Annotated in this window: 21 protein-coding genes; 12 read left to right on the top strand and 9 right to left on the bottom strand. The window is 60.8% G+C overall.

The genetic code is table 11. From position 1 onward, the window contains the following. Positions 1 to 201: 201 nt before the first annotated feature. From AC07W4_RS05670 to AC07W4_RS05655, 4 genes are all read right to left on the bottom strand, one after another. Positions 202 to 1,176 carry a serine/threonine protein kinase gene (locus AC07W4_RS05670; RefSeq protein ID WP_008048240.1) on the bottom strand — a complete coding sequence of 325 codons (975 nt, stop codon included), beginning with the start codon at positions 1,174 to 1,176 and terminating at the stop codon, positions 202 to 204. Positions 1,177 to 1,373: 197 nt separating this feature from the next. Beyond that, positions 1,374 to 3,275: a PhoX family protein gene (locus AC07W4_RS05665; protein ID WP_495031789.1), complete on the bottom strand. Its 1,902-nt coding sequence runs from the start codon at positions 3,273 to 3,275 to the stop codon at positions 1,374 to 1,376. A 67-nt stretch (positions 3,276 to 3,342) separates the two neighbouring features. Beyond that, the gene (locus AC07W4_RS05660) at positions 3,343 to 4,107 is read right to left on the bottom strand and encodes a TOBE domain-containing protein (RefSeq protein ID WP_495031788.1); all 765 of its coding nucleotides are present in this window, start codon (positions 4,105 to 4,107) and stop codon (positions 3,343 to 3,345) included. 63 nt (positions 4,108 to 4,170) lie between these two features. Beyond that, positions 4,171 to 4,911: a ComFC family protein gene (locus tag AC07W4_RS05655; RefSeq protein ID WP_495031787.1), complete on the bottom strand. Its 741-nt coding sequence runs from the start codon at positions 4,909 to 4,911 to the stop codon at positions 4,171 to 4,173. 93 nt (positions 4,912 to 5,004) lie between these two features. On the opposite strand from AC07W4_RS05655, the gene bioB reads away from it, so the two are divergent. The 10 genes from bioB to AC07W4_RS05605 all read left to right on the top strand — a co-directional run bounded on the left by bioB (position 5,005) and on the right by AC07W4_RS05605 (position 17,450). Further along, positions 5,005 to 6,060 (top strand): biotin synthase BioB, encoded by a 1,056-nt coding sequence (gene bioB / locus AC07W4_RS05650; RefSeq protein ID WP_008054312.1) that lies wholly within the window; start codon positions 5,005 to 5,007, stop codon positions 6,058 to 6,060. Positions 6,061 to 6,236: 176 nt separating this feature from the next. Further along, complete coding sequence (gene bioF, locus AC07W4_RS05645) at positions 6,237 to 7,415, top strand: 8-amino-7-oxononanoate synthase (RefSeq protein ID WP_495031786.1); 1,179 nt, start codon at positions 6,237 to 6,239, stop codon at positions 7,413 to 7,415. Next, positions 7,408 to 8,139 (top strand): alpha/beta fold hydrolase, encoded by a 732-nt coding sequence (locus tag AC07W4_RS05640; protein ID WP_495031785.1) that lies wholly within the window; start codon positions 7,408 to 7,410, stop codon positions 8,137 to 8,139. Before bioF ends, AC07W4_RS05640 begins: the two co-directional genes overlap by 8 nt. After that, on the top strand, positions 8,132 to 8,944 hold the full coding sequence (gene bioC, locus AC07W4_RS05635) for a malonyl-ACP O-methyltransferase BioC (protein WP_495031784.1): 813 nt from the start codon (positions 8,132 to 8,134) through the stop codon (positions 8,942 to 8,944). Before AC07W4_RS05640 ends, bioC begins: the two co-directional genes overlap by 8 nt. Further along, positions 8,941 to 9,621 (top strand): dethiobiotin synthase, encoded by a 681-nt coding sequence (bioD, locus tag AC07W4_RS05630; RefSeq protein ID WP_495031783.1) that lies wholly within the window; start codon positions 8,941 to 8,943, stop codon positions 9,619 to 9,621. The genes bioC and bioD overlap by 4 nt, the downstream gene beginning before the upstream one ends. A 123-nt stretch (positions 9,622 to 9,744) precedes the next feature. Next, on the top strand, positions 9,745 to 10,041 hold the full coding sequence (locus AC07W4_RS05625) for a pyrroloquinoline quinone biosynthesis protein PqqE (RefSeq protein ID WP_495031782.1): 297 nt from the start codon (positions 9,745 to 9,747) through the stop codon (positions 10,039 to 10,041). Between the two features lie 278 nt (positions 10,042 to 10,319). Then, positions 10,320 to 12,125: a phenylacyl-CoA dehydrogenase gene (locus AC07W4_RS05620; RefSeq protein WP_008051571.1), complete on the top strand. Its 1,806-nt coding sequence runs from the start codon at positions 10,320 to 10,322 to the stop codon at positions 12,123 to 12,125. Between the two features lie 196 nt (positions 12,126 to 12,321). Continuing rightward, entirely contained in the window at positions 12,322 to 13,614 is a 1,293-nt protein-coding gene (locus AC07W4_RS05615; protein WP_495031781.1) for a GGDEF domain-containing protein, read from the top strand. A gap of 85 nt (positions 13,615 to 13,699) precedes the next feature. Next, entirely contained in the window at positions 13,700 to 15,496 is a 1,797-nt protein-coding gene (locus tag AC07W4_RS05610; RefSeq protein WP_495031780.1) for an acyl-CoA dehydrogenase C-terminal domain-containing protein, read from the top strand. A 175-nt stretch (positions 15,497 to 15,671) separates the two neighbouring features. Continuing rightward, positions 15,672 to 17,450 (top strand): acyl-CoA dehydrogenase C-terminal domain-containing protein, encoded by a 1,779-nt coding sequence (locus tag AC07W4_RS05605; RefSeq protein ID WP_008051577.1) that lies wholly within the window; start codon positions 15,672 to 15,674, stop codon positions 17,448 to 17,450. 227 nt (positions 17,451 to 17,677) lie between these two features. Here the strand turns inward: AC07W4_RS05605 and AC07W4_RS05600 are convergent, their stop codons facing one another. Then, complete coding sequence (locus tag AC07W4_RS05600) at positions 17,678 to 18,607, bottom strand: LysR family transcriptional regulator (RefSeq protein WP_495031779.1); 930 nt, start codon at positions 18,605 to 18,607, stop codon at positions 17,678 to 17,680. Between the two features lie 169 nt (positions 18,608 to 18,776). Between AC07W4_RS05600 and AC07W4_RS05595 the strand changes: the two genes are divergently transcribed. Together AC07W4_RS05595 and AC07W4_RS05590 are read left to right on the top strand one after the other, a co-directional pair. Then, a complete protein-coding gene (locus tag AC07W4_RS05595) occupies positions 18,777 to 20,060 on the top strand; it encodes an aspartate aminotransferase family protein (RefSeq protein WP_495031778.1) in 1,284 nt (427 codons plus the stop codon). Between the two features lie 205 nt (positions 20,061 to 20,265). Beyond that, on the top strand, positions 20,266 to 20,424 hold the full coding sequence (locus AC07W4_RS05590; protein ID WP_003228885.1) for a YqaE/Pmp3 family membrane protein: 159 nt from the start codon (positions 20,266 to 20,268) through the stop codon (positions 20,422 to 20,424). A gap of 129 nt (positions 20,425 to 20,553) precedes the next feature. Here AC07W4_RS05590 and AC07W4_RS05585 read toward each other — a convergent pair whose 3' ends face one another. The 4 genes from AC07W4_RS05585 to pqqC are packed head-to-tail and all read right to left on the bottom strand — an operon-like array spanning position 20,554 to position 24,514. Beyond that, a complete protein-coding gene (locus tag AC07W4_RS05585; RefSeq protein ID WP_495031777.1) occupies positions 20,554 to 22,380 on the bottom strand; it encodes a S9 family peptidase in 1,827 nt (608 codons plus the stop codon). Then, the gene (gene pqqE / locus AC07W4_RS05580) at positions 22,346 to 23,518 is read right to left on the bottom strand and encodes a pyrroloquinoline quinone biosynthesis protein PqqE (protein WP_495031776.1); all 1,173 of its coding nucleotides are present in this window, start codon (positions 23,516 to 23,518) and stop codon (positions 22,346 to 22,348) included. Before pqqE ends, AC07W4_RS05585 begins: the two co-directional genes overlap by 35 nt. Continuing rightward, entirely contained in the window at positions 23,490 to 23,765 is a 276-nt protein-coding gene (gene pqqD, locus AC07W4_RS05575) for a pyrroloquinoline quinone biosynthesis peptide chaperone PqqD (RefSeq protein ID WP_495031775.1), read from the bottom strand. Before pqqD ends, pqqE begins: the two co-directional genes overlap by 29 nt. Then, positions 23,762 to 24,514 (bottom strand): pyrroloquinoline-quinone synthase PqqC, encoded by a 753-nt coding sequence (gene pqqC, locus AC07W4_RS05570; RefSeq protein WP_008051584.1) that lies wholly within the window; start codon positions 24,512 to 24,514, stop codon positions 23,762 to 23,764. The genes pqqD and pqqC overlap by 4 nt, the downstream gene beginning before the upstream one ends. Positions 24,515 to 24,565: the final 51 nt, after the last annotated feature.

Below are 24,565 nucleotides of genomic sequence, written 5' to 3'. Positions count from 1 at the left end.
AATCCTTGCTTAGGCAGCTAACAAAGAGGGGATTGTAAGGAGAATTGTCTGCGAATGTCCTGACTGAATAGGTAGGTCATTTGTGAACACAGTAGCTGTGGGAGCGGGCTTGCTCGCGAATGCGTGGTGTCAGTCACTTCATGTTTCAACTGATAGACCGCCTTCGCGAGCAAGCCCGCTCCCACATGGGGTCTGTGTTTGTCAGAAGAGTTTCAGTGGCTCTTCATTGAGCGCGGCCAACTGCTCGCGCAATGCCAGCACTTGATCCCCCCAATAACGCTCGGTGCCGAACCACGGGAAACTGCGGGGGAAGGCCGGGTCGTCCCAGCGGCGGGCGAGCCAGGCGCTGTAGTGCATCAGGCGCAAGGCGCGCAACGGTTCGATCAAGGCCAGTTCACGGGGGTCGAAGTCGTGGAACTCGTTGTAGCCGTCCATCAGTTCCGACAACTGGCTCAGGCAATCCTGACGATCGCCGGCGAGCATCATCCAGATGTCCTGCACCGCCGGACCCATGCGGCAGTCGTCGAGGTCGACGATGTGGAACATCTCGTCACGGCACATCATGTTGCCGGGGTGGCAGTCACCGTGCATGCGGATGTTCTGGTGCGGGGTGTTGCTGTAGGCATCTTCCACACGCTTGAGCAGATCGCGGGCCACCGATTCGTAGGCCGGTAGCAGGCTGCGGGGGATGAAATTGCCGTCGAGCAACGTGGCCAGCGAGTCATGGCCGAAGTTTTTCACCGCCAGCGCTTCACGGTGCTCGAACGGCCGGGTCGAGCCGACCGCATGCAGGCGCCCGAGCAACTGGCCAAGGCGATACAGCTGATCAAGGTTGCCCGGCTCCGGCGCGCGGCCACCACGGCGGGGGAACAGGGTGAAACGGAAACCGTTGTGCTCGTGCAGGGTTTCACCGTTGTGGATCAACGGCGCCACGACCGGCACCTCGCAGTCGGCGAGTTCGGCGGTGAACTGGTGCTCTTCCAGAATCGCTTCGTTGCTCCAGCGTTGCGGCCGGTAGAACTTGGCGATCAGCGGTTCGGCGTCTTCGATGCCGACCTGATAGACGCGGTTCTCGTAGCTGTTGAGGGCCAGGATGCGTGCGTCGCTTAGAAAGCCGATGCTTTCAACGGCATCGAGCACGAGGTCTGGCGTGAGGGTTTCAAACGGGTGGGCCATGCTGACTCCTGCGCGCAGCAGGCTGCTGCGTCCGGCCAGGCATGGTAACGCAGACGGCAGGGCTTTAGGGGGTGGGCTTGAGATGGGCGGTGTCTGGGCTGACGCCTTCGCGGGCAAGCCCGCTCCCACAGGGTTATGCGCAGGTTCCAAATCAGCGCAAATCCTGTGGGAGCGGGCTTGCCCGCGAAGAGGCCGGATCAGGCGCCGACGATCCCGCCATCTTCCCGCGAAATCGCCATCACCGAAGACCGCGGCTTGCCATTGGGCAGATGCTCGGGAAAGGTCGAGCCGCCGTTTTCACCCGGATGCTGAATCCCGACAAACAGAGTTTTCTGGTCCGGCGCGAAGCTGATCCCCGTCACTTCACAACCTACCGGGCCAACCATGAAGCGGCGAATCTCGCCGGTTGTCGGGTCGGCACAGAGCATCTGGTTGTTGCCCATGCCGGCAAAGTCTCCGGCATTGCTCGAATCGCCGTCGGTGAGAATCCACAAGCGTCCGGCCTTGTCGAAGCCCAGGCCGTCCGGGCTGTTGAACATGTTCTGCGGCGTGATGTTCGACGATCCGCCTTTTGGTGTGCCGGCGTGAACCCCCGGATTGCCGGCGACGACGAACAGGTCCCAGGCAAAGGTTTTCGAGCCGTGATCGTCACGCTCGGTGCGCCAGCGCAGGATCTGCCCGTAGACGTTCTTCTCGCGTGGGTTCGGCCCGCCCACCGGTTGCCCGTCTTCGCCGCGTTTGGCGTTGTTGGTCAGCGTGCAGTAGACCTGGCCATCCTTGGGGCTGACCACGATCCATTCCGGGCGGTCCATGCGCGTGGCCTTCACCACACTGGCGGCGAGACGGGCGTGGATCAGCACTTCGGCCTGATCGGCAAAACCGCTGCTGGCGTCGATGCCGTTTTTACCGTGGGTCAGTTCGATCCACTCACCCTGGCCTTTCGGGTGATCGACGTTGCCGTCACCGGCATCGAAACGCGCCACGTACAGGGTGCCGTGGTCGAGAATGTCGCGGTTGGCCTTGGGGTTCTTGTGGTCGATCTTGTCGCGACTGACGAATTTGTAGATGAACTCACCGCGCTCATCGTCGCCCATGTACACCACGGCATGACCGTCGGCGGTTTCGGCCAGTGCGGCGTTTTCGTGTTTGAAGCGGCCCAGGGCCGTGCGTTTGACCGGCGTCGATTTCGGATCGAACGGATCGATCTCCACCACCCAGCCGTGACGGTTGAGCTCGTTGGGGTTCTTGGCCATGTCGAAGCGCTCGTCGTGCGGGTGCCAGTTAATCTCTTTGCTGGTGGCCACCACGCCATAGCGTTTTTGCGCGGGGTCGAATTTCTGCTCGGCGTTGCTGCTGCCGAAGCAGTCGGTGAAGTTCTCTTCACAGGTCAGGTAGGTGCCCCATGGCGTCTTGCCGTTGGCGCAGTTCTGGAACGTGCCCAGGACGTTCTTGCCGTGGGGATCGGCGCTGGTTTTGAGCAGGGCATGCCCGGCGGCCGGGCCGCTCAGGGTGATGGGGGCGTTGCCATGAATGCGGCGGTTGTAGCGCGAGCCCTGGACGAATTGCCATTGGCCGTTCTTGCGCTGCACTTCAATCACCGACACACCTTCACTGGCCAGCGCCTTGCGCACTTCTTGCGCCGATTGCGGCATGCCGCCGTGGGCGTAGAGGTAGCGGTAGTTGGTGTATTCGTTGTTGATCGCCATCAGCGCCCGGTCCTTTTCGCCCGGAAATTCGAACAGGCTCATGCCGTCGTTGTTGTCGCCGAACTGGACTTCCTGATGTTCGGCGCTGCCGTTGCCGCTCGGGTCGAACGCCGGACCGTCCTTGTGCAGAGGCTGGCCCCAGCTGATGAGCACCGAGGACTTGTAGCCCGGTGGCAGGGTGATTGTGTCGCTGGTGGCGGCGGCAATGCTGTCGAAGCCCAGCAACTGGCTGTTGCCGGCGCTGACACTGGCGGCCATCACGCTGCGGCTCAGCAGATTGCCGCCGAGGAACATCGCAGCGCCGCACAGGGCACCCGCGCTGATGAAGCCGCGACGGCTGAGGCCGACCATGGTTTCGAGGTCGGTGGATTGGTTTTCTTCTAATAGGCTCATTTCAGGCTCCCTGCGGATTTTGCAGACACCTTAAAGATGAGTAATGAACCTTTTGTTGCAGTTCTGCTTACAGTGGTGTTCCCAGCAGAACCCGGGACGGCGAGAACTCGACGCGCACCGGTTTGCCGCAGGTCAGCCCCGATGCTTGCAGATGACTCGGTTCGGCCAAGGCGCACAGGGTCAGACCGTTGGGCAGGGTGATGCGCACTTCGCTGGGGCTGTCGTCGGCGTCGAGAATCTTCTCGATGGTGCCTTTCAAGCAATTGTTTCCAGGCGTTTCGTCGGAATCAATTTCCAGCACATCAAGCCAGCCGGCCTTGATCAATGCCACGACTTCGGTGCCGATTTGCAGTTCCAGGCGCTCGGTGCTGTCGTGGGTGATTTGCGCATCGATGATCAAGCCTTTGGCGACTTCGAGGCGAATCAGGTCGTTGCGCCCCTGAGGTTCGATCGCCACCACCTTGCCATGCAACTGATTGCGCGCGCTGGTGCGCAGCATCAGGCGCCCGAGCAGATCCAGGTCGCTCGCGTCTTCAGCAGCTTCCAGCACCTGGGCCTGCAAGGCTTGCAGCTTCTGGTACAGGCGCAACACCCGCTCACCTTCGTTGGACAGGCGCGCGCCACCGCCGCCCTTGCCGCCGACAATCCGCTCCACCAACGGCTTCTGCGCCAGGTTGTTCAGCTCATCGATCGCATCCCAGGCGGCCTTGTAGCTCAGGCCCGCGCTTTTGGCTGCGCGGGTGATCGAGCCTTGTTCGGCGATGTGCTGCAACAGGGCGATGCGCTGCGGACGGCGGACAATGTGCTGGGACAGCAAGGTTGGCAAAGACATGACAAGTCGCTTTGGGTGGTGACGATGGTGAGGACGTTGGCCGCTTGGGCCGCGCGAGTCAAGTCAGGGTGTCTCGCCGGGTTTGGGCGTACGGGCCAGGCAATAGACGTCGACCCTCGCCGCACCGGCGTCCATCAGCAGGCGAGCCAGGGCCTGGGCCGTGGCGCCGGTGGTCAGTACGTCGTCGACCAGGGCCAGATGCTGGCCTTTGACGACGGTGCCGGGTGCCAGGGCGAAAGCATTGCGCAGGTTTTTTCGGCGGGCTTGGGCGTTCAAGGCCTGTTGGGCGTCGGTGTCCTGGGTGCGTAGCAGCAACCGTTCGTCGCAAGGTATATCGAGACTCGCACTTAACCAGTGAGCCAGCATCGCAGCCTGATTGAACCCGCGTTGGCGCAGGCGTCTGGTGGCCAGCGGCACCGGGATCAGCGCATCGGGGCGCAGCAGATCGTCTTCGAAGCGATGTTGCAGGTATTGAGCGAGAAGTTCGGCGAGCAGGCGGCCAAACGGCCATTTTGCGTTGTGTTTGAAGCGGGTAATCAGGCTGTCTACCGGAAAGCTGTAGGTCCAGGGCGCAATCACTTGTTCGAAGGACGGTGGCTGCTTCAGGCAATGGCCGCAGGTGAGGCCCGTGGCCGGAAGCGGCAGGGCGCAGGTCAGACAGTGATCGCCGAGCCAGGGCAGTTCGATTTCGCAGGCCGTGCAGACAGGTGGGGCGCCGTCGGCCGGTCCATCGCACAAAAGACATGATTGTTTGTTTTTTAACCAGATGTAAACCGGTCCTTCGTATCGTGGTTGACAGCGCATCGCTCTTCCTTAAATATGCCGAAACATCTGTGAAGCGACTGTGAAATTCCATTAGCCAGCCGCCTGCCAAAGCATAATTCAAAGGAAACGCCCATGAGTGCCAGCACCACTGCAACCCTGCGTCATGACTGGACTTTGGCCGAAGTCAAAGCACTCTTCGTTCAGCCATTCAATGACCTGTTGTTCCAGGCGCAGACGGTGCACCGTGCGCATTTCGACGCCAACCGCGTCCAGGTGTCGACCCTGCTGTCGATCAAAACCGGCGCCTGCCCGGAAGATTGCAAATATTGTCCGCAGTCCGGTCACTACAACACTGGCCTGGAAAAAGAAAAACTGATGGAAGTGCAGAAGGTCCTCGAAGAGGCCGCTCGCGCCAAGGCCATCGGTTCGACCCGTTTCTGCATGGGCGCGGCGTGGAAGCATCCGTCGGCCAAGGACATGCCCTACGTGCTGAAGATGGTTGAAGGGGTGAAAGCCCTTGGCCTGGAAACCTGCATGACCCTCGGCCGCCTGGATCAGGACCAGACCGAAGCGCTGGCCAAGGCCGGTCTCGACTACTACAACCACAACCTCGATACGTCGCCGGAGTTCTACGGCAGCATCATCACCACCCGCACCTACAGCGAGCGCCTGCAAACCCTGGCCTATGTGCGTGAGTCGGGGATGAAGATCTGTTCCGGTGGCATCCTCGGCATGGGCGAGTCGCTGGACGACCGCGCCAACCTGCTGATCCAGCTGGCCAACCTGCCGGAGCATCCGGAGTCGGTGCCGATCAACATGTTGGTGAAAGTCGCCGGTACGCCGCTGGAAAATGCCGACGACGTCGACCCGTTCGACTTCATCCGCATGCTCGCGGTCGCGCGCATCCTGATGCCGCAATCCCACGTGCGCCTGTCCGCCGGCCGCGAAGCCATGAACGAGCAGATGCAGGCCCTGGCGTTCTTCGCTGGTGCCAACTCGATTTTCTACGGCGAAAAACTGCTGACCACCGCCAACCCGCAGGCCGACAAGGACATGCAGCTGTTCGGGCGCTTAGGGATCCTGCCGGAAGCCCGCGAAGAGCACGCCGATGAAGTGCATCAGGCGGCGATCGAGCAGGCGCTGGTGGAGCAGAAGAGCAGCGAGCAGTTCTATAACGCGGCGGTTTGAGTCTTCGCCCGATTCCTCTGAAGGAATGCAAAACACTGTGGGAGCGGGCTTGCTCGCGAATGCGGACTGACATTCAGCATTGATGTCGACTGGCACACCGCTTTCGCGAGCAAGCCCGCTCCCACATTAGATTGGGTTCAATTCTGATTTATGTGATCTGACTGTCTGAGGCCTGCATGTCTTTCGATCTCGCCGCACGCCTTGCCGCCCGTCGTGCCGAAAACCTCTACCGCCAGCGCCCGCTGCTCGAAAGCCCGCAGGGGCCGCAAGTGGTGGTCGATGGCCAGCCGTTGCTGGCGTTCTGTAACAACGACTACCTGGGCCTGGCCAATCATCCGCAAGTGATCGAAGCCTGGCGCGCTGGCGCTTCGAAGTGGGGGGTGGGTGGAGGGGCATCACATCTGGTCATTGGCCATAGCTCCCCGCACCATGCCCTGGAAGAGGCGTTGGCCGACCTGACCGGTCGCCCGCGCGCGTTGCTGTTCACCACCGGCTACATGGCCAACCTCGGTGCAGTCACGGCGCTGGTGGGGCAGGGTGATACGGTGCTTGAAGACCGGCTCAATCATGCGTCGCTGCTCGACGCGGGGCTGTTGTCCGGCGCGCGGTTCAATCGCTACCTGCACAACGACCCGATGAGCCTGGCCAAACGCCTGGAAAAAGCCACCGGCAATACGTTGGTGGTCACCGACGGCGTGTTCAGCATGGACGGTGATATCGCCGACTTGCCTGCGCTGGCTCGAGAGGCCAAGGCCAAAGGTGCCTGGTTGATGGTCGACGATGCTCACGGTTTTGGACCGCTGGGTACCAACGGTGGCGGCATCGTCGAACACTTCGGCTTGAGCCAGGATGACGTTCCGGTGCTGGTTGGCACCCTCGGCAAGGCGTTCGGTACGGCGGGTGCCTTTGTCGCCGGCAGCGAAGAGCTGATCGAAAGCCTGATCCAGTTCGCCCGTCCCTACATCTACACCACCAGCCAGCCGCCTGCGCTGGCGTGCGCCACGTTGAAAAGCCTGGAACTGCTGCGCAGCGAACACTGGCGCCGCGAGCATTTGCAGACGCTGATCCGCCAGTTCCGCCACGGTGCCGAACAGATTGGCCTGGAACTCATGGACAGCTTCACGCCAATCCAGCCGATCATGGTCGGTGACGCGGGGCGCGCAGTGCGTCTTTCGCAGATGCTGCGCGAACGCGGGTTGATGGTGACCGCGATTCGCCCACCGACCGTACCCGCCGGCAGCGCCCGGCTGCGGGTCACGCTGACGGCCGCCCACAGCGAGGCCCAGGTACAGCTATTGTTAAACGGACTGGCCGATTGTTTTCAGCAACTGAAGCCGGAGCCAAGCCATGCGTGATCGTCTGATTCTGCTGCCCGGCTGGGGCCTTGGCGTTTCACCGCTGGAGCCTTTGGCGGCGGCCTTGCGTGGTCTGGATGAGCACCTGCGCGTCGAGATTGAGCCGTTGCCGGAGCTGGAGTCGAGCGATCTTGAAGAGTGGCTCGATGAGCTTGATTCGACCTTGCCGCAAGACGTCTGGCTTGGCGGTTGGTCATTGGGCGGCATGCTTGCCTGCGAGTTGGCGGCCCGGCGTGGCGATCGCTGTTGTGGCGTGTTCACCCTGGCCAGCAACGCTTCTTTTGTCGCCCATGATCAATGGTCAAGCGCCATGCCCGGGGAAACCTTCGATGCGTTTCTGGCGGGATGCGAAGCCGATCCGCGCGCGACGTTGAAACGCTTTTCACTGCTCTGCGCCCAGGGCGCCGAAGACCCGCGCGGATTGTCGCGGTTGTTGCTCGGTGGCGCACCAAACACCGCCGCGCCGGTGCTGCTCAGTGGTCTGCAAGTGCTCGCGCAACTGGATACCCGACAGGCACTGCAATCGTTCCGTGGCCCGCAACTGCATCTGTTCGCCGGCCTCGACGGGCTGGTGCCGGCGCAAGCGGCGGGCGAGTTGCTGGCATTGCTGCCGGATGTCGAAATCGGTCTGATTGAACAGGCCGGCCACGGGTTTCTCCTGGAGGATCCCCACGGTGTGGCGGGGGCGATCCAGGCCTTTTTGCATGAGTCCGGCGATGACTGATCTATCCTTTCCCAACCTGCCCGGCGCGTTACCTGACAAGCGCCAGGTTGCAGCATCATTCTCCCGCGCGGCGGAAAGCTACGACAGCGTGGCCGAGTTGCAGCGCGATGTTGGCAGCCAATTGCTCGGGCGCTTGCCGCAGGACTTCGTACCGCAGCGCTGGCTGGACCTGGGCTGTGGCACCGGGCATTTCAGTCGTGCCCTGGACGAGCAATTTCCGGGCAGTCACGGTGTGGCGCTGGACATCGCCGAGGGCATGCTCAACCACGCCCGGCCATTGGGCGGTGCCACGCACTTCGTGGCCGGCGATGCCGAGCGGTTGCCACTGCGGGATTCGACCTGCGACCTGATCTTCTCCAGCCTGGCGGTGCAGTGGTGCGCGGACTTCGACTCGGTGCTCAGTGAAGCCTTTCGGGTGCTGAAACCGGGCGGCATTTTCGCGTTTGCTAGTCTGTGTGTAGGGACGTTGTTCGAATTGCGTGACAGCTGGCGCGAAGTCGACGGCATGGTGCACGTCAACCGCTTCCGGGAGTTTGGTGTTTATCAGCGGTTGTGTACGGCCAGCGGCTTGAGGACAGTCAGTCTGCAAAACCTTGCGCACGTGCTGCATTACCCGGATGTTCGTAGCCTGACCCATGAACTCAAGGCGTTGGGTGCGCACAATCTCAATCCCGGGCGGCCAGGTGGCTTGACCGGCCGGGCGCGGATTTTGGGTCTGATCGAGGCTTACGAACAGTTTCGTCAGGCCCAGGGCCTGCCGGCGACTTATCAAGTGGTGTACGCCGTTTTGGAGAAACCCTTATGAGCGCAGCCTATTTCATCGCCGGCACAGATACCGATGTCGGTAAAACCACGGTCGCTGCCGGGTTGCTGCATGCGGCGCGCTCGGCGGGATTGAGCACGGCGGCGGGCAAGCCGGTCGCGTCCGGTTGCGATGTGACACCCAAAGGCTTGCGCAACGCCGATGCGCTGGCCTTGCTGGCGGAGTGTTCGCTGCCGCTGACCTATGCACAGGTCAATCCGATGGCCTTCGAACCGGCCATTGCCCCGCATCTGGCGGCGCGAGAAGCGGGCGTGGCGCTGACGGTGCAGTCGTTGCTGACGCCGATGCGGCAGATTCTGAGCATGCAGGCGGACTTCACCCTGATCGAAGGCGCTGGCGGCTGGCGCGTACCCTTGGCGGATCAGGACAATCTGTCGGACCTGGCCATCGCATTGAAGCTGCCGGTGATCCTGGTGGTCGGTGTACGCCTGGGCTGTATCAGCCATGCCTTGTTGACCGCCGAAGCGATTGCCCGGGACGGTTTGCAACTGGCGGGATGGGTGGCCAACATCATCGACCCGAAGACCTCGCGGCTGGAAGAAAACCTGGCTACCCTTGCCGAGCGCCTCCCGGCACCGTGCCTGGGGCGTGTGCCTAAACTCAAGGCCGTCACGGCCGAGGCAGTGGCCGAGCACTTGCAACTGGACCTGTTGGACTGAAGTTTTCGCAATGCGGGCTTTGCCTATGATAAGGCACTGTGCTATTAGTGTTTTTGTCGGGTGTTTTGCCGGCCACTCTGCTTCAATGGCCGCTGTTGATCCTTTGAAAGGACGAGTTCTCCCATGGAAATCTCAGGAAACACCGCTTTTTATGCCGGTCTGAGTACCCTTCAGACAGGGCAGAACCGTGTCGATCAAGCCGCCGGACAGATCGCCAACACCACGATCGAGCGTTCGGTCACCAGCCAGTCCTCCGAGGTGCAAGTCGATCGTCTGCGATCGGTTGATCGCAGCCGGCAATCGGACCTCGCCAGCAACGTGATCGACATGGCCCAAGGCAAGATTCAGGCGGAGCTGGGCGTGACAGTCGCCAAGGCAGCCGACGAAGTGCTTGGAACGTTGATCGATACCTACGCTTGATTCTCTAAAGAATTTGTACCCTCCAGCGCCGCGCCTGTTCGCGGCGTTTTTCTGCGTAAGCCTTTCTTGTTCAACTAATCTTTTCGGTATGGCGGGCTGCTTCGCAAGCGCGGCTGCGTTGTCGTGTGCCTGTGTGTCCAATCCTGCGATGACGAACGGCAAATGATCGACGCTTGACAAGATTTGGGCGTAAACGTATGTTTCAAACAACTGTTTGATCGCAACAACAAATCAATGCGGTCGTTCATTCCCGGTTACATCAGCAGAGGTTTATCGCTATGCCTGACTACAAGGCCCCCTTGCGTGATATTCGCTTCGTTCGTGACGAGCTGCTCGGCTACGAAGCGCACTATCAGAGCCTTCCGGCTTGTGCCGACGCAACTCCGGACATGGTTGACGCCATTCTCGAGGAAGGCGCCAAGTTTTGTGAGCAGGTACTGGCTCCGCTGAACCGCGTGGGCGACATCGAGGGTTGCACCTGGAGCGAGTCCGGCGTCAAGACTCCGACTGGCTTCAAAGAAGCCTACAAGCAATTCGTCGAAGGTGGCTGGCCGAGCCTGGCTCACGACGTAGAGCACGGTGGCCAAGGCCTGCCGGAGTCTCTGGGTCTGGCCATCAGCGAAATGGTTGGTGAGTCCAACTGGTCGTGGGGCATGTACCCAGGCCTGTCGCACGGTGCGATGAATACCATCTCCGAGCACGGCACCCCTGAGCAGCAAGAGGCTTACCTGACCAAGCTGGTTTCCGGCGAGTGGACCGGCACCATGTGCCTGACCGAACCGCACTGCGGCACCGACCTTGGCATGCTGCGCACCAAGGCCGAGCCTCAGGCCGACGGTTCCTACAAGGTTTCCGGCACCAAGATCTTCATCTCGGCCGGTGAACACGACATGGCCGACAACATCGTCCACATCGTACTGGCCCGCCTGCCGGATGCACCGGCCGGCACCAAAGGCATCTCCCTGTTCATCGTGCCGAAGTTCATGCCGAACGCCGATGGTTCGGTTGGCGCGCGCAATGCCGTGTCCTGCGGTTCCCTGGAACACAAGATGGGCATCCACGGCAACGCCACCTGCGTGATGAACTTCGACGGTGCCACCGGTTTCCTGATCGGCCCGGCGAACAAAGGCCTGAACTGCATGTTCACCTTCATGAACACCGCACGCCTGGGTACAGCGCTGCAAGGCCTGGCCCACGCTGAAGTCGGTTTCCAGGGCGGCCTGAAATACGCTCGCGACCGTCTGCAGATGCGCTCGCTGACTGGCCCGAAAGCGCCGGACAAAGCCGCTGACCCGATCATCGTGCACCCTGACGTACGCCGCATGCTGTTGACCATGAAGGCATTCGCCGAAGGCAACCGTGCGATGGTCTACTTCACCGCCAAGCAGGTCGACATCGTCAAGTACGGCGTGGACGAAGAAGAGAAGAAAAAAGCCGACGCACTGTTGGCGTTCATGACTCCAATCGCCAAAGCCTTCATGACCGAAGTCGGTTTCGAGTCGGCCAACCACGGCGTGCAGATCTACGGCGGCCACGGCTTCATCGCCGAGTGGGGCATGGAGCAGAACGTCCGCGACAGCCGCATCTCGATGCTGTACGAAGGCACCACCGGTATCCAGGCTCTCGACCTGCTGGGCCGTAAAGTGCTGATGACCCAAGGCGAGGCTCTGAAGGGCTTCACCAAGATCGTCCACAAGTTCTGCCAGACCAACGAAGGCAACGAAGCGGTTCAAGAGTTCGTCGCTCCGCTGGCTGCACTGAACAAGGAATGGGGCGAGCTGACCATGAAGGTCGGTATGGCTGCCATGAAAGATCGCGAAGAAGTCGGCGCGGCCTCCGTGGACTACCTGATGTACTCCGGTTACGCCTGCCTGGCCTACTTCTGGGCTGACATGGCGCGCCTGGCTGCCGAGAAACTGGCTGCCGGCACATCCGAAGAGGCGTTCTACACCGCCAAGCTGCAGACTGCGCGTTTCTACTTCCAGCGCATCCTGCCGCGTACCCGCACTCACGTTGCAACCATGCTGTCGGGCGCCAACAACCTGATGGACATGAAAGAAGAGAACTTCGACCTGGGCTACTAAGCCTTAACGAAGTACTTGAAAAAGCCGCTGCTCCTTCGGGAACAGCGGCTTTTTTGCTTTAAGGGCTGCCTGTGGAACAAGTGTTTGTAACGCCCTTTAAAAATACCTCACTAATTCACTCAGTAACTCGGGCTACCTGCCGTTACAGTAGTGGGCACATTGCCATCTATTGAATTGACGGGTCGGAGCTTTACCCTTGCCGCGCTCATCTGCTGTACGTTTCAGTCATTTCCTGCCGTCATTAGTGCTGTTACTGGCGGGGCTTGCGGCTGCTTACATCAAGGATCTGAACGTCTTCTTCACGTCGCTGTTCAACGTGCTGCCCACCCTGGTGCTGTTGCTCGGTGGCGCCTATTGCGCGGTGTACCGACGCCAGCGTGAACTGTTTCTGATGGTCACGGTGTACATCGCCTACGCCCTGCTCGACACCCAGACCGATTATTACCGCGACAACGGCAAGGTACGTGACGATGCCGCCGTGGTCTTTCATTTGTGTTGCCTGCTGCTGCCGCTGCTGTTTTGCGTGTTCGCGGCGTGGCAGGAGCGCACCCATCTGTTCCAGGACATGGTGGCGCGCTTCGCGGTCTTGCTCGCGGTGGGCAGCGTGGCGCTGGGGCTTGAGCAAAGTTATCCACATGCGCTGCTGATCTGGCTGTCGGAGATTCGCTGGCCTGCCTTGCATGGCGCCTGGATGAGCCTGATCCAGTTGTCCTACCCGGTGTTCATCGCTGCGTTCCTGCTGCTGGCCTGGCAGTACTGGCGCAACCCGCGACCGCTGCATGCCGCGCAGTTGGTGGGGCTGCTCGGGTTGTTCTGGATGTTGCCGAAAACCTTCATCCTGCCGTTCACGCTGAACATCATGTGCAGCCAGGTGATGCTGATGATCGCCGCCGCCGTTGCCCACGAAGCCTATCAAATGGCCTTCCGCGACGAACTGACCGGGCTGCCGGGCCGTCGTGCGCTGAATGAACGCCTGCAACGGTTGGGGCGCAACTACGTGTTGGCCATGAGCGACGTCGACCACTTCAAGAAATTCAACGATACCCATGGCCACGATGTCGGCGACCAGGTACTGCGGCTGGTGGCCAGCAAGCTGTCGAAAATCGGCGGTGGCGGTAAGGCGTATCGCTATGGCGGCGAGGAATTTGCCTTGGTGTTCGCAGGCAAGACCCTCGAAGAGTGCATGCCGCACCTGGAAGTCATCCGCGAGTCCATCGCCACATACAACATTCAGTTGCGCAATCAGGAAAACCGCCCGCAGGACGATCATCAGGGGCGCCAGCGGCGCGCCGGTTCCGCTGCATCGAGTGTGTCGGTGACGGTCAGTATCGGTGTTGCCGAACGCATCGATCAACGCACCCCGGAGGAGGTGCTCAAGTCCGCCGACCAGGCGCTCTACAGCGCCAAGGGCGCCGGACGCAACTGCGTGATGGCGTTCGGGCAGAACCGTCGTGGCGCCGTGCGCATGGACGCCGCTACGGTTGAGTGATGATGGCGCATTCAGCGAGCGCAAAGTGATTGTGAGGCATGGTCGGCAGCAGTAGGTTGGAGAAATCTGCCGACGGAGAATGACCATGCCCGAGTACAAAGCTCCCTTGCGCGACATGCGCTTTCTGATCGACCACGTCTTCGACTTTCACCGCAACTACGCCGCGTTGGGGGCCACCGATGCCAGCCCGGACATGGTCAATGCGATCCTCGAGGAAGGGGCGAAGTTCTGCGAAAACGTACTGTCGCCGCTCAACCGCAGTGGCGATGAAGAAGGCTGCCATTTCGACAATGGCGTGGTCACCACACCCGCGGGTTTCAAACAGGCATTCGCTCAATATGTCGAGGGCGGCTGGCATGGCCTGGCGGCGGATCCGGTTTACGGCGGTCAAGGGTTGCCGATCTCTCTGGGCCTGGTGATCAGCGAGATGGTGGCCTCCAGCAACACCTCTTGGGGCATGTACCCCGGCCTGACCCACGGTGCGATGTCGGCGATCCACGCCCATGGCACCGAGGAACAAAAGCAGACCTATTTGAAGAAGCTCACCGCCGGCCAATGGACCGGCACCATGTGCCTGACAGAAGCCCATTGCGGCACCGACCTGGGCATCATCAAGACCCGCGCCGTGCCTGCGGCCGATGGCAGCTACGCGATCTCCGGCAGCAAGATCTTCATCTCCGCCGGCGAGCACGATATGAGCGCCAACATCATTCACCTGGTGCTGGCCAAATTGCCGGACGCACCAGCCGGGACCAAGGGCATTTCGCTGTTCATCGTGCCCAAGTTCCTGCCCGATGCGGCGGGCGAAGCGGGCGCGCGCAACGGCGTGTCCTGCGGCTCGATCGAACACAAAATGGGCATCAAGGCCTCGGCCACTTGCGTGCTGAACTTCGACGAGGCCAAGGGCTTTTTGATCGGCGAGCCGAACAAGGGCCTCAACTGCATGTTCACCATGATGAACCACGCGCGGCTGGGCACCGGCATGCAAGGGCTGTGTCTGGGGGAGGCGAGCTTTCAGGGCGCGATCAAATACGCCAACGACCGTTTGCAGATGCGCTCGCTGACCGGCCCGAAAGCGCCGGAAAAGGCCGCCGACCCGATTATCGTGCACCCTGATGTGCGGCGGATGTTGCTGACCATGAAGGCCTTCAACGAAGGCAACCGCGCGCTGACCTACTTCACCGCGCAGTTGCTCGACGTTGCACACCTGAGCCCGGATGAAACGGCGCGTCAGGATGCCGAAGACTTGTTGGCGTTCCTCACGCCGATCTGCAAAGCCTTCATGACCGACACCGGGCTGGAGGTGACCAACCACGGCATGCAGGTGTTTGGCGGCCACGGGTTCATTCGCGAATGGGGCATGGAGCAACTGGTACGCGACTGCCGGATCGCGCCAATCTATGAGGGCACCAACGGCATTCAGGCGCTGGACCTGCTCGGGCGCAAGGTGCTCGGCAGCCAGGGCAAGTTGCTGCGCGGTTTCACCAAAATCGTCCACAAGTTCTGCGCGGCGAACGCCGAACATCCACAATTGGCCGTGTATGTGGCGCAGCTCAATCAACTGAATCAGCAGTGGGGTGAGTTGACCACCAAGGTCGGCATGGCGGCGATGAAAAACCCGGACGAAGTCGGTGCCGCGTCGGTGGATTACCTGATGTACAGCGGTTACATCATCCTCGGCTACCTGTGGTTGCGCATGGCGTTGGTGGCTCAGGCGCAACTCGATGCGGGCAGCGGTGATGGCGACTTCTGCCGGGGCAAACTGGCGACCAGCGAGTTTTACTTCAAGCGTCTGTTGCCACGCACTGCCGCTCATCGGGCGGCCATAGAGGCGGGTAGCGATTGCCTGATGCAGCTGCCGGCGGAGTTGTTTGCGCTTTAGTCATATAAATCCGTTACAAAGAAGCTCGCCTTGCGCGGGCTTTTTTGTTGGTGACTAGAAATAACAAAATAGTCATGAGTTGACCCTATGTGTCGCAAAAGTTGTTGAGGTACACTCCGAACCAACGAAAACACTCTTCCTGTGAATCACCTGTATAGATCTTGCGAGGTTTGCCATGGCTGACTACAAAGCGCCCCTGCGCGATATGCGCTTCGTCCTCAATGAAGTTTTCGAGGTCGCCAAACTCTGGGCCGAACTGCCTGCACTGGCCGAGACTGTGGATGCAGAAACGGTCGAAGCCATCCTGGAAGAAGCTGGCAAAGTCACCAGCAAAAGCATCGCACCGCTGAGCCGTGCCGCTGACGAAGAAGGTTGCCATTGGGCGGACGGTGCCGTCACCACGCCGGCAGGTTTCCCACAGGCTTATCAGACCTACGCTGAAGGCGGCTGGGTCGGTGTCGGTGGCGATCCGTCCTACGGCGGCATGGGCATGCCCAAAGCCGTTTCGGCCCAGGTCGAAGAAATGGTCAACTCCGCCAGCCTGTCGTTCGGCCTGTACCCGATGCTGACCGCCGGCGCTTGCCTGTCGATCAACGCCCACGCCAGCGAAGAACTGAAGGCCGCGTACCTGCCGAACATGTACGCCGGCATCTGGGCCGGTTCCATGTGCCTGACCGAGCCGCACGCCGGTACAGACCTGGGGATCATTCGCACCAAGGCCGAGCCTCAGGCCGACGGTTCCTACAAGGTCAGCGGCACCAAGATCTTCATCACTGGTGGCGAACACGACCTGACCGAAAACATCATCCACCTGGTACTGGCCAAGCTGCCGGATGCACCGGCGGGACCGAAAGGCATTTCGCTGTTCCTGGTGCCGAAGTTCATGGTCAATGCCGATGGCAGCCTGGGCGCGCGCAACCCGGCGAATTGCGGTTCGATCGAACACAAGATGGGCATCCAGGCGTCCGCGACCTGCGTGATGAACTTCGATGAAGCCGTGGGTTATCTGGTCGGCGAGCCGAACAAAGGCCTGGCGGCGATGTTCACCATGATGAACTACGAGCGACTGGGCGTCGGTATCCAGGGCCTGGCCACGGGCGAGCGCTCGTACCAGAACGCCGTGGAATACGCCCGCGACCGTCTGCAAAGCCGTTCGCCAACGGGTGCGCAGAACAAGGACAAAGTGGCTGACCCGATCATCGTCCACCCGGACGTGCGTCGCATGCTGCTGACCATGAAAGCCTCGAACGAAGGGGGCCGCGCGTTCTCCACCTACGTGGCGATGCAACTGGACACCGCCAAGTTCAGCGAAGATGCAACCACCCGCAAGCGCGCGGAAGACCTGGTGGCGTTGCTGACCCCGGTGGCCAAGGCGTTCCTGACCGACCTCGGCCTGGAAACCACCGTACACGGCCAGCAAGTCTTTGGCGGCCACGGTTACATCCGTGAATGGGGCCAGGAGCAACTGGTGCGTGATGTGCGCATCACGCAGATCTATGAAGGCACCAACGGCATTCAGGCGCTGGACCTGGTCGGGCGCAAGATCGTCGGCAGCGGCGGGGCGTTCTACAACCTGTTCGCCGACGAAATTCGTCACTTCACGGCGACCGCCAGCGCGGACCTCGCCGAGTTCACCAAGCCATTGAACGACGCCGTGACCACCCTCGATGAGCTGACCGCGTGGTTACTTGACCGTGCTAAAACCAATCCGAACGAAATCGGCGCGGCGTCGGTCGAGTATCTGCAAGTGTTTGGTTACACGGCCTACGCCTACATGTGGGCCCTGATGGCAAAAGCGGCTTTTGGCAAGGAAGCGCAAGACGATTTCTACGCCAGCAAACTGGGCACGGCGCGGTTCTATTTCGCCCGTCTGTTGCCGCGCATTCACTCGTTGAGCGCGTCGGTGAAGGCCGGTAGTGAATCGTTGTTCCTGCTGGATGCAGGACAATTCTGAGGAAGTAGTATTTTGTAAGCATTCTCTTACATAACGTGCTGCTGTTCTCCCATAGATGCAAATTGGATCCAGAGCTAATCTACTTCACATGGACGTAGCGCAGGAAGCGCAAAGCAACAACAGGGACACGTAGGATTCTGCCAGGACGGCGGAGTGAAATGGATGTCAGGGAAACAGTCTGCAAAGCCCCGCTTCGGCGGGGTTTTCTTTTGCCCGAAGAAAAGTTTCTAGCTCAGCCCGTCCAGGGCCTGCGGGCTGTTCAAACGTTCAGCCGGGCCATTTATCACTTCTTCCAGCAATGTCCGCAGCAAGGCCAGCGAGGCCTGCTGCCGTTGCACATCCCGACACACCAAGCCGACTTTCAGCGGCACTCGGGGTTCGCTCAGGGGTTTCCACAGCAGTTCGTGGTTGCCATGGGTCTTTTGCGAGCGTCCGGGCAGCACCGTCGCCAGGCGCGTGTGGGGCAGGCTGTCGAGGATGCCGGCCATGTTGTTCAATTCGGCTTGCACCTGTGGACGACGTCCCAGGCTTGTCAGCTGTGCCTGCCAGATCTGCCTGATCTGAAATTCCTCGCCCAGCAGCAACATCGGCAGTTCGGCGGCCTGACTCATGGACACTTTCTTGAATTCACGCAGCGGGTGCTCTGCCGGGATGACCAGGGTCAGTTCATCTTCGTACAGCATCACGCCATGCAAGCCGGGCTGGCGGGGCGGCAGGTAGCTGATGCCGATATCCAGAGAACCGTTGAGCAGTCGCCGCTCGATTTCCAGGCCGGTCAGTTCATAGATCTGCACCACCAGATGCGGCTGCGCCTTGCGCACGCGTTCGAGCATCTGTGGAACGAGGCTGGTATGCACGGTCTGCAACACACCAATGGCCAAGGTGCGCAGCGCCTGACCCTTGAAGTTGCCGAGCGCTTCCCGTGCCCGTTGCAGACCATCGAGCAAAGGCAGGGCGTGGTTGTACAGCGTATGGGCCGCGAGGGTCGGCAACAGGCGTTTGCTGCTGCGCTCGAACAGGCTCACATCAAGGTTTTGTTCAAGCTGGCGGATCTGCTGGGACAGCGCTGGCTGGGAGATGGACAGGCGCTCGGCGGCCCGGCCCACGTGACCTTCTTCATAGACCGCGACGAAATAACGCAGTTGCTTGAAATCCATAAGTGTTGCTTATCGAAAATGCTGGGAAATCGAAATGGCTGAACGCCTCGCCTGAGCCTAGTCTAACCGCATTCACAGGACTTACGGGGCTACAGAGAGCGATGAGTACCCTTTGCTTCGATGGTGTTTACATAGGTAAGGCAAAAAACCTCAAAAGGGTTTTTTTCAGATGAACCTGTTCAGTCTGCGCCGCAGTCTTCCCAGTCTTGATGATCTGGTCATGGACGTCTCCCTGTCATCCCAAGGCGTAAACCTTCCCAGCGAGTACTTGATGCCCAGTGTCGAGCGGCCGAAACAATTGTTTGTGCGTGGCCAGGGTTCATGGTTATGGGACAGCGATGACCGTGCGTACCTGGATTTTTCCCAAGGCGGTGGGGCCAACAGCCTCGGTCATAGCCCTTCGGTACTGGTCAACGCAATCACTGCCCAGGCTCAGTCGCTGATCAATCCGGGCTTCGGCCTGCATAACCGCGGTATGCTCAGCCTCGCCGAACACCTATGTGCCAGCACCGGCAGTGATCAGGCCTGTCTGCTCAATACCGGCAGCGAAGCCTGCGAGGCAGCGATAAAACTGGCACGCAAATGGGGTCAACGGCATCGCGGCGGTGCGTCGCGAATCATTGTGGCCAACAACGGATGCCATGGCCGGAGCCTGGGGACGATTTCGGCGTCGGACAGTTCGACATTGATCAACCGATTCGAGCCGCAACTGCCAGGCTTCAGTCGTGTTCCGTTCAATGACCTGCCAGCGCTGCATGCGGCCGTGGATGAACGGACCGTAGCGATCATGCTCGAGCCGATCCAGAGTGAAGCCGGCGTGATCCCGGCCACCGCACACTACCTCAAGGGCGTCGAACGCTTGTGCCGTGAACTTGGCATTTTGCTGATCCTTGATGAAGTGCAAACCGGCATCGGCCGTTGTGGCACCTTGCTTGCGGAACAGTCCTGCGGCGTCACGGCGGATATCGTCGTGCTCGGCAAAGGCTTGGGCGGCGGCGTGCCATTGGCCGCGCTGCTGGCGCGGGGCAAGGCTTGCTGTTTCGACCTTGGCGAGGTGACAGGCACTCATCACGGTAATGCGTTGATGACCGCAGCGGGACTTTCGGTGCTCGATACCGTGCAGGACAAGGCTTTCCTCAAACACATCTCAGAGGCCGGTCAGCACCTGCGTGAAGGATTGGCGCGTCTGGCCCATCGTTACGGCCAAGGCGAGTTGCGCGGACAAGGGCTGCTTTGGGGGCTGACGCTGTCGGACGATTCCGCCGACGCTGTGGTCAAGGCCGCGCTGTACGAAGGCCTGCTGCTCAACGCCCCGCAACCCGACTGCCTGCGCTTTACCCCGGCGCTCAATGTCAGCATCGCCAACATCGACGAAATGCTCCTGCGCTTGGCGCGCGCCTTCTCCCGAGTACGCACCGCGCAATTGCAGTGCCGCAAAGGGATTGCCGTCTGATCCGACGCGCCCTGCACACATTCCCGAACCGTCTCGCGGTAATACGCACGCCTCACGCCCGACACTTTTGGCGTGGGGCGTTTTTTTGCCTGCGAAATTCAACGAAGGGGCGGAGCTTGGGAGTAGAGTGACTGAACCCTGACAAGCGGTACAGGTCGATTAGCTGTAGGGCTCGAACGAGTCCACCCCAATCAGGAGCTGCCCCATGGACTTTATTCGCATCATCATCGCCATCCTGTTGCCGCCACTGGGTGTGTTTCTGCAAGTAGGATTCGGCGGGGCGTTCTGGCTGAATATTCTGCTGACGTTGTGCGGTTACATTCCTGGGATCGTGCATGCGGTTTACATCATCGCCAAGCGCTGAATCTGCGGCGCTGGACCAATCGCTTTCGCGGGCAAGCCCGCTCCCACAGGTTCTGTGGTGTGCACAAAATCTGTGGGAGCGGGCTTGCCCGCGAAGGGGACGCCACCGTTTCGGCAATGAGCGCGGGCTTCAGTCCACTGAATCCATGACCCGCCGATAAAACAACCACTCCTGCTCCAGCGCATGGGCCTGGTTACCGGCCTTGCGAAAGCCATGGCGTTCGTCCGCGTAGTAATGCGCTTCGACCAGGATGCCGTTGTTCTGCAGGGCCTCGACCATGTCGCGGGTCTGCTGGGGGACGACCACGGCATCCAGTTCTCCTTGAAAGAAGATCATCGGCACGCGGATGTTGCCGGCATGCAGCAGCGGTGTGCGGGCGGCGTAACGTTCGGCATCCAGTTGCGGATCGCCGATCAGCCAGTCCAGATAATCGCCCTCGAACTTGTGGGTCGCCCGGCCCAATGCGACGGGATCGCTAACGCCATAAAGGCTCGCCCCGGCCCGGAAAACGTTGTGGAAGGCCAGCGCGCACAATGTGGTGTAGCCGCCGGCACTGCCGCCGCGGATGAACGCTTTGTCGCCATCGATCAAGCCACGCTCGGCGAGATGGCTGACCACCGCGCAAGCGTCTTCGACATCCACATCTCCCCAACTCAGATGCAGAGCCTGGCGATAGGCCCGGCCATAACCGCTGCTGCCGCGATAGTTGAGGTCGGCCACGGCGAAACCCCGCTGTGCCCAGTACTGGATACGCGGATCGAGCATCGGGTAGCACGCCGATGTCGGGCCACCATGGACGAACACCACCAATGGCGGTTTCGTCTCGCCGGTCATCGCCGGGTAGAAAAAGCCGTGTGCTTCGCCTGAGCCACTTGGGTAGCACAAGGTTTGCGGGCGGCTGATTTGTTCGGCGGGCAAAGGGGCAATGCCCCCGGCCAGCACTTTTACTTGTCGAGAAAGGCGATCGACAGCAATGACGGCGGTTGAACTGACGGGCGACGCCGCGATGCAATAGATGAATTGTTCATCCACGGCGAGATGGCGAAAGCGGCTGTAGTCGCCGGCGAAGTCGGCGCTGGAATCACCGACTATGCCCAATCGGCCAAACCCGCCCTCGGTCCAACTGGCCAGATAACTGTCGTCGCTCAGCGGCAACCAGGTGCTGCCGCCGAGTTGCCACGGCGCGGGGCCATGGTCGGCGCTGGCACTTGGCATTGGGCTCAAGCCTTTTCCGGATTCTTTCCATGGCTGCCAGTAACCTGCGCGATCCGTCAGGCAATACAAGCGACCGCTGGCATCAAACCGCGGTTGTTGCACAGACTCTTGAACGCCGTCGCCCGCCACACAACGGGCCTCGGCAAAGCCGTCGTTGGCGAGGCGTTCGGCAACCATCAAGCGGGTCGCTGTCCATGGCTGATCCGGGCGACTCCACTCGATCCAGGCCAGGCGCCGGGCATCAGGGCTCAGCGTAGGTGCCGCGTAGAAATCGGCACCTTCGGCCAGCAAGTGACGTGCGCCATTGAGCAAATCGATCGCCACCAGTCGGTGTTGATTGCGATGCTCCTCGACCGCCAGCACTTGCCCGTTGGCGAACTGCAGATCGCCATAACGGCACGCATCGAACGTCAGCCTTTCGGGTGTTTCGTCTTGCAGTGACTGCCGATACAACTGCTGGTCTGCCTCGTTGACGAAAACAATGCCGTCGTCCGTCAGACAAAACGCGCCGCCGCCATATTCGTACACCCGACTGCGCACGCTGAACCCCGGTGGTGTCAGGCATTTCGCTGCACCATCACGCCAATGCCAGATCCGGCACGCCGCATCTTCGGGGCGGTACTCGTTCCAGAACAGGCCCTGCCGCCCGACCTGCAATTCGGCAAAGTCGATACCGGCGGCCACGGCTTTGGCAGCGCTGAAAGGTTCAGCTTTTGGCGATGAGGCGTGAGTTTCGTTCATTGCGAAAGGCCAGTTGGTCGATGGTCTGGGTCGCGTGTTCGGCTTCTTCGCGAGCCTTGAGGATCACGCCGTGTTGTGGAGACTTGCTGCACACCGGGTCGGCGTTGCTGGCATCACCGGTGAGCATGAACGCCTGGCAGCGGCAGCCGCCGAAGTCCTTTTCTTTCTCGTCACAGGAGCGACACGGCTCGGGCATCCAGTCGTAGCCACGAAAGCGGTTGAAGCCGAACGACTCGTACCAGATGTGCTGCATGCTGTGGTCGCGTACGTTGGGAAACTGCACCGGCATCTGTCGGGCACCGTGACAGGGCAGGGCGGTTCCGTCTGGCGTGACTGTCAGAAAAATACTGCCCCAGCCATTCATGCAGGCTTTTGGGCGTTCTTCGTAATAGTCCGGCGTGACGAAAATCAGCTTGCACGGATGCCCTTCGGCTTCCAGTCTGGCGCGGTATTCGTTAGTGATACGTTCGGCGCGCACCAGTTGCTCCTGGGTCGGCAAAAGCCCGACACGATTGAGCTGCGCCCAACCGTAGAACTGGCACGTGGCGAGCTCGACGAAGTCCGCTTCCAGTGCGATGCACAGCTCGATGATGCGGTCGATCTGGTCGATGTTGTGTCGATGGGTGACGAAGTTCAGCACCATCGGATAACCATGGGCTTTCACCGCCCGGGCCATTTCCAGCTTCTGGGCGAAGGCCTTTTTCGAGCCGGCCAGCAGGTTGTTCACCTGCTCGTCGCTGGCCTGGAAACTGATCTGGATGTGATCGAGACCGGCCTTCTTGAAGTCGCTGATTTTCTGCTCGGTGAGGCCGATGCCGGAGGTGATCAGGTTGGTGTAGAAACCCAGTTTGCGGGCTTCGGCAATCAGCTCGGCGAGGTCCTGACGCACCAAGGGTTCGCCACCGGAAAAGCCCAGTTGCGCCGCGCCCATTTCCCTCGCTTCGCGAAATACCTTGATCCACTGTTCGGTGCTCAGCTCTTTGCCTTGCTCGGCGAAATCCAGCGGATTGGAGCAGTACGGGCATTGCAGCGGGCAGCGATAGGTCAGCTCGGCGAGCAGCCACAGCGGCAGGCCGACCTCGGGTTTGGGCGGTACTCGCCTTGATGAATCAGGCAAGTTCGATCCAGTGCTGCGCACGGGCAACCTCCATGAACTGCTCGATGTCTTCACCGAGCTCGGGTACGCCGGGGAACTGTTGGTCGAGTTCGGCGATGATCGCCGCGACATCCCGTTCACCGTCAATCAAGCCACCGATCAGTGCGGCACTTTCGTTGAGCTTGATCATGCCTTCCGGATACAGCAGCACGTGGCCTTTCTGTGCCGGTTCGTACTGGAAGCGGTAGCCGGGACGCCAGGTCGGGGTCTTGCTGCGATCGAAACTCATAAGGTGATTCCTTTGTGCCAGACCCGTTCCCCGGTCACGCTGTGATACGGCGGGCGTTTCAGTTCGTAGGCCATGCTCATGGCATCGAGCATGCTCCAAAGAATGTCCAGTTTGAACTGGAGAATTTCCAGCATGCGCTCCTGGCCTTCACGGGTGGTGTAGTGCTGCAGCGTGATCGCCAGACCATGCTCGACATCACGCCTTGCCTGGCCCAGGCGCGTGCGGAAATACTCGTAGCCGGCCGGGTCGATCCACGGGTAATGCTGCGGCCAGCTGTCCAGGCGCGATTGGTGGATCTGCGGGGCGAACAGTTCGGTCAGCGAGCTGCTCGCCGCTTCCTGCCAACTGGCGCGGCGGGCGAAATTGACATAAGCGTCCACGGCGAAGCGCACACCGGGCAACACCAGCTCCTGGGAGCGCAGTTGGTCCGGGTCGAGGCCCACGGCTTGGCCCAGACGCAGCCAGGCTTCGATGCCGCCGTCTTCACCGGGCGCACCGTCGTGGTCAAGCAGGCGCTGAATCCACTCGCGACGGATCTCGCGGTCAGGGCAGTTGGCGAGGATCGCCGCGTCCTTCAGGGGAATGTTCACCTGGTAGTAGAAACGGTTGGCGACCCAGCCCTGGATCTGCTCGCGGCTTGCCCGGCCTTCATACATCGCCACGTGATAGGGGTGATGGATGTGGTAATAGGCGCCCTTGGCGCGCAGGGCCGCTTCGAATTCGGCGGGGGACATCGGGGTGTCGGTCATTGCGGTTCTCCGGGGAACAACCGTTGAAATCTTTGGTGTCTGGTCGGACGC

It is taken from the genome of Pseudomonas sp. GW821-FHT02A08, assembly GCF_059422045.1.
Note: the sequence above shows the minus strand (reverse complement) of the source record. Positions and strands in the feature narration are given on the sequence as shown.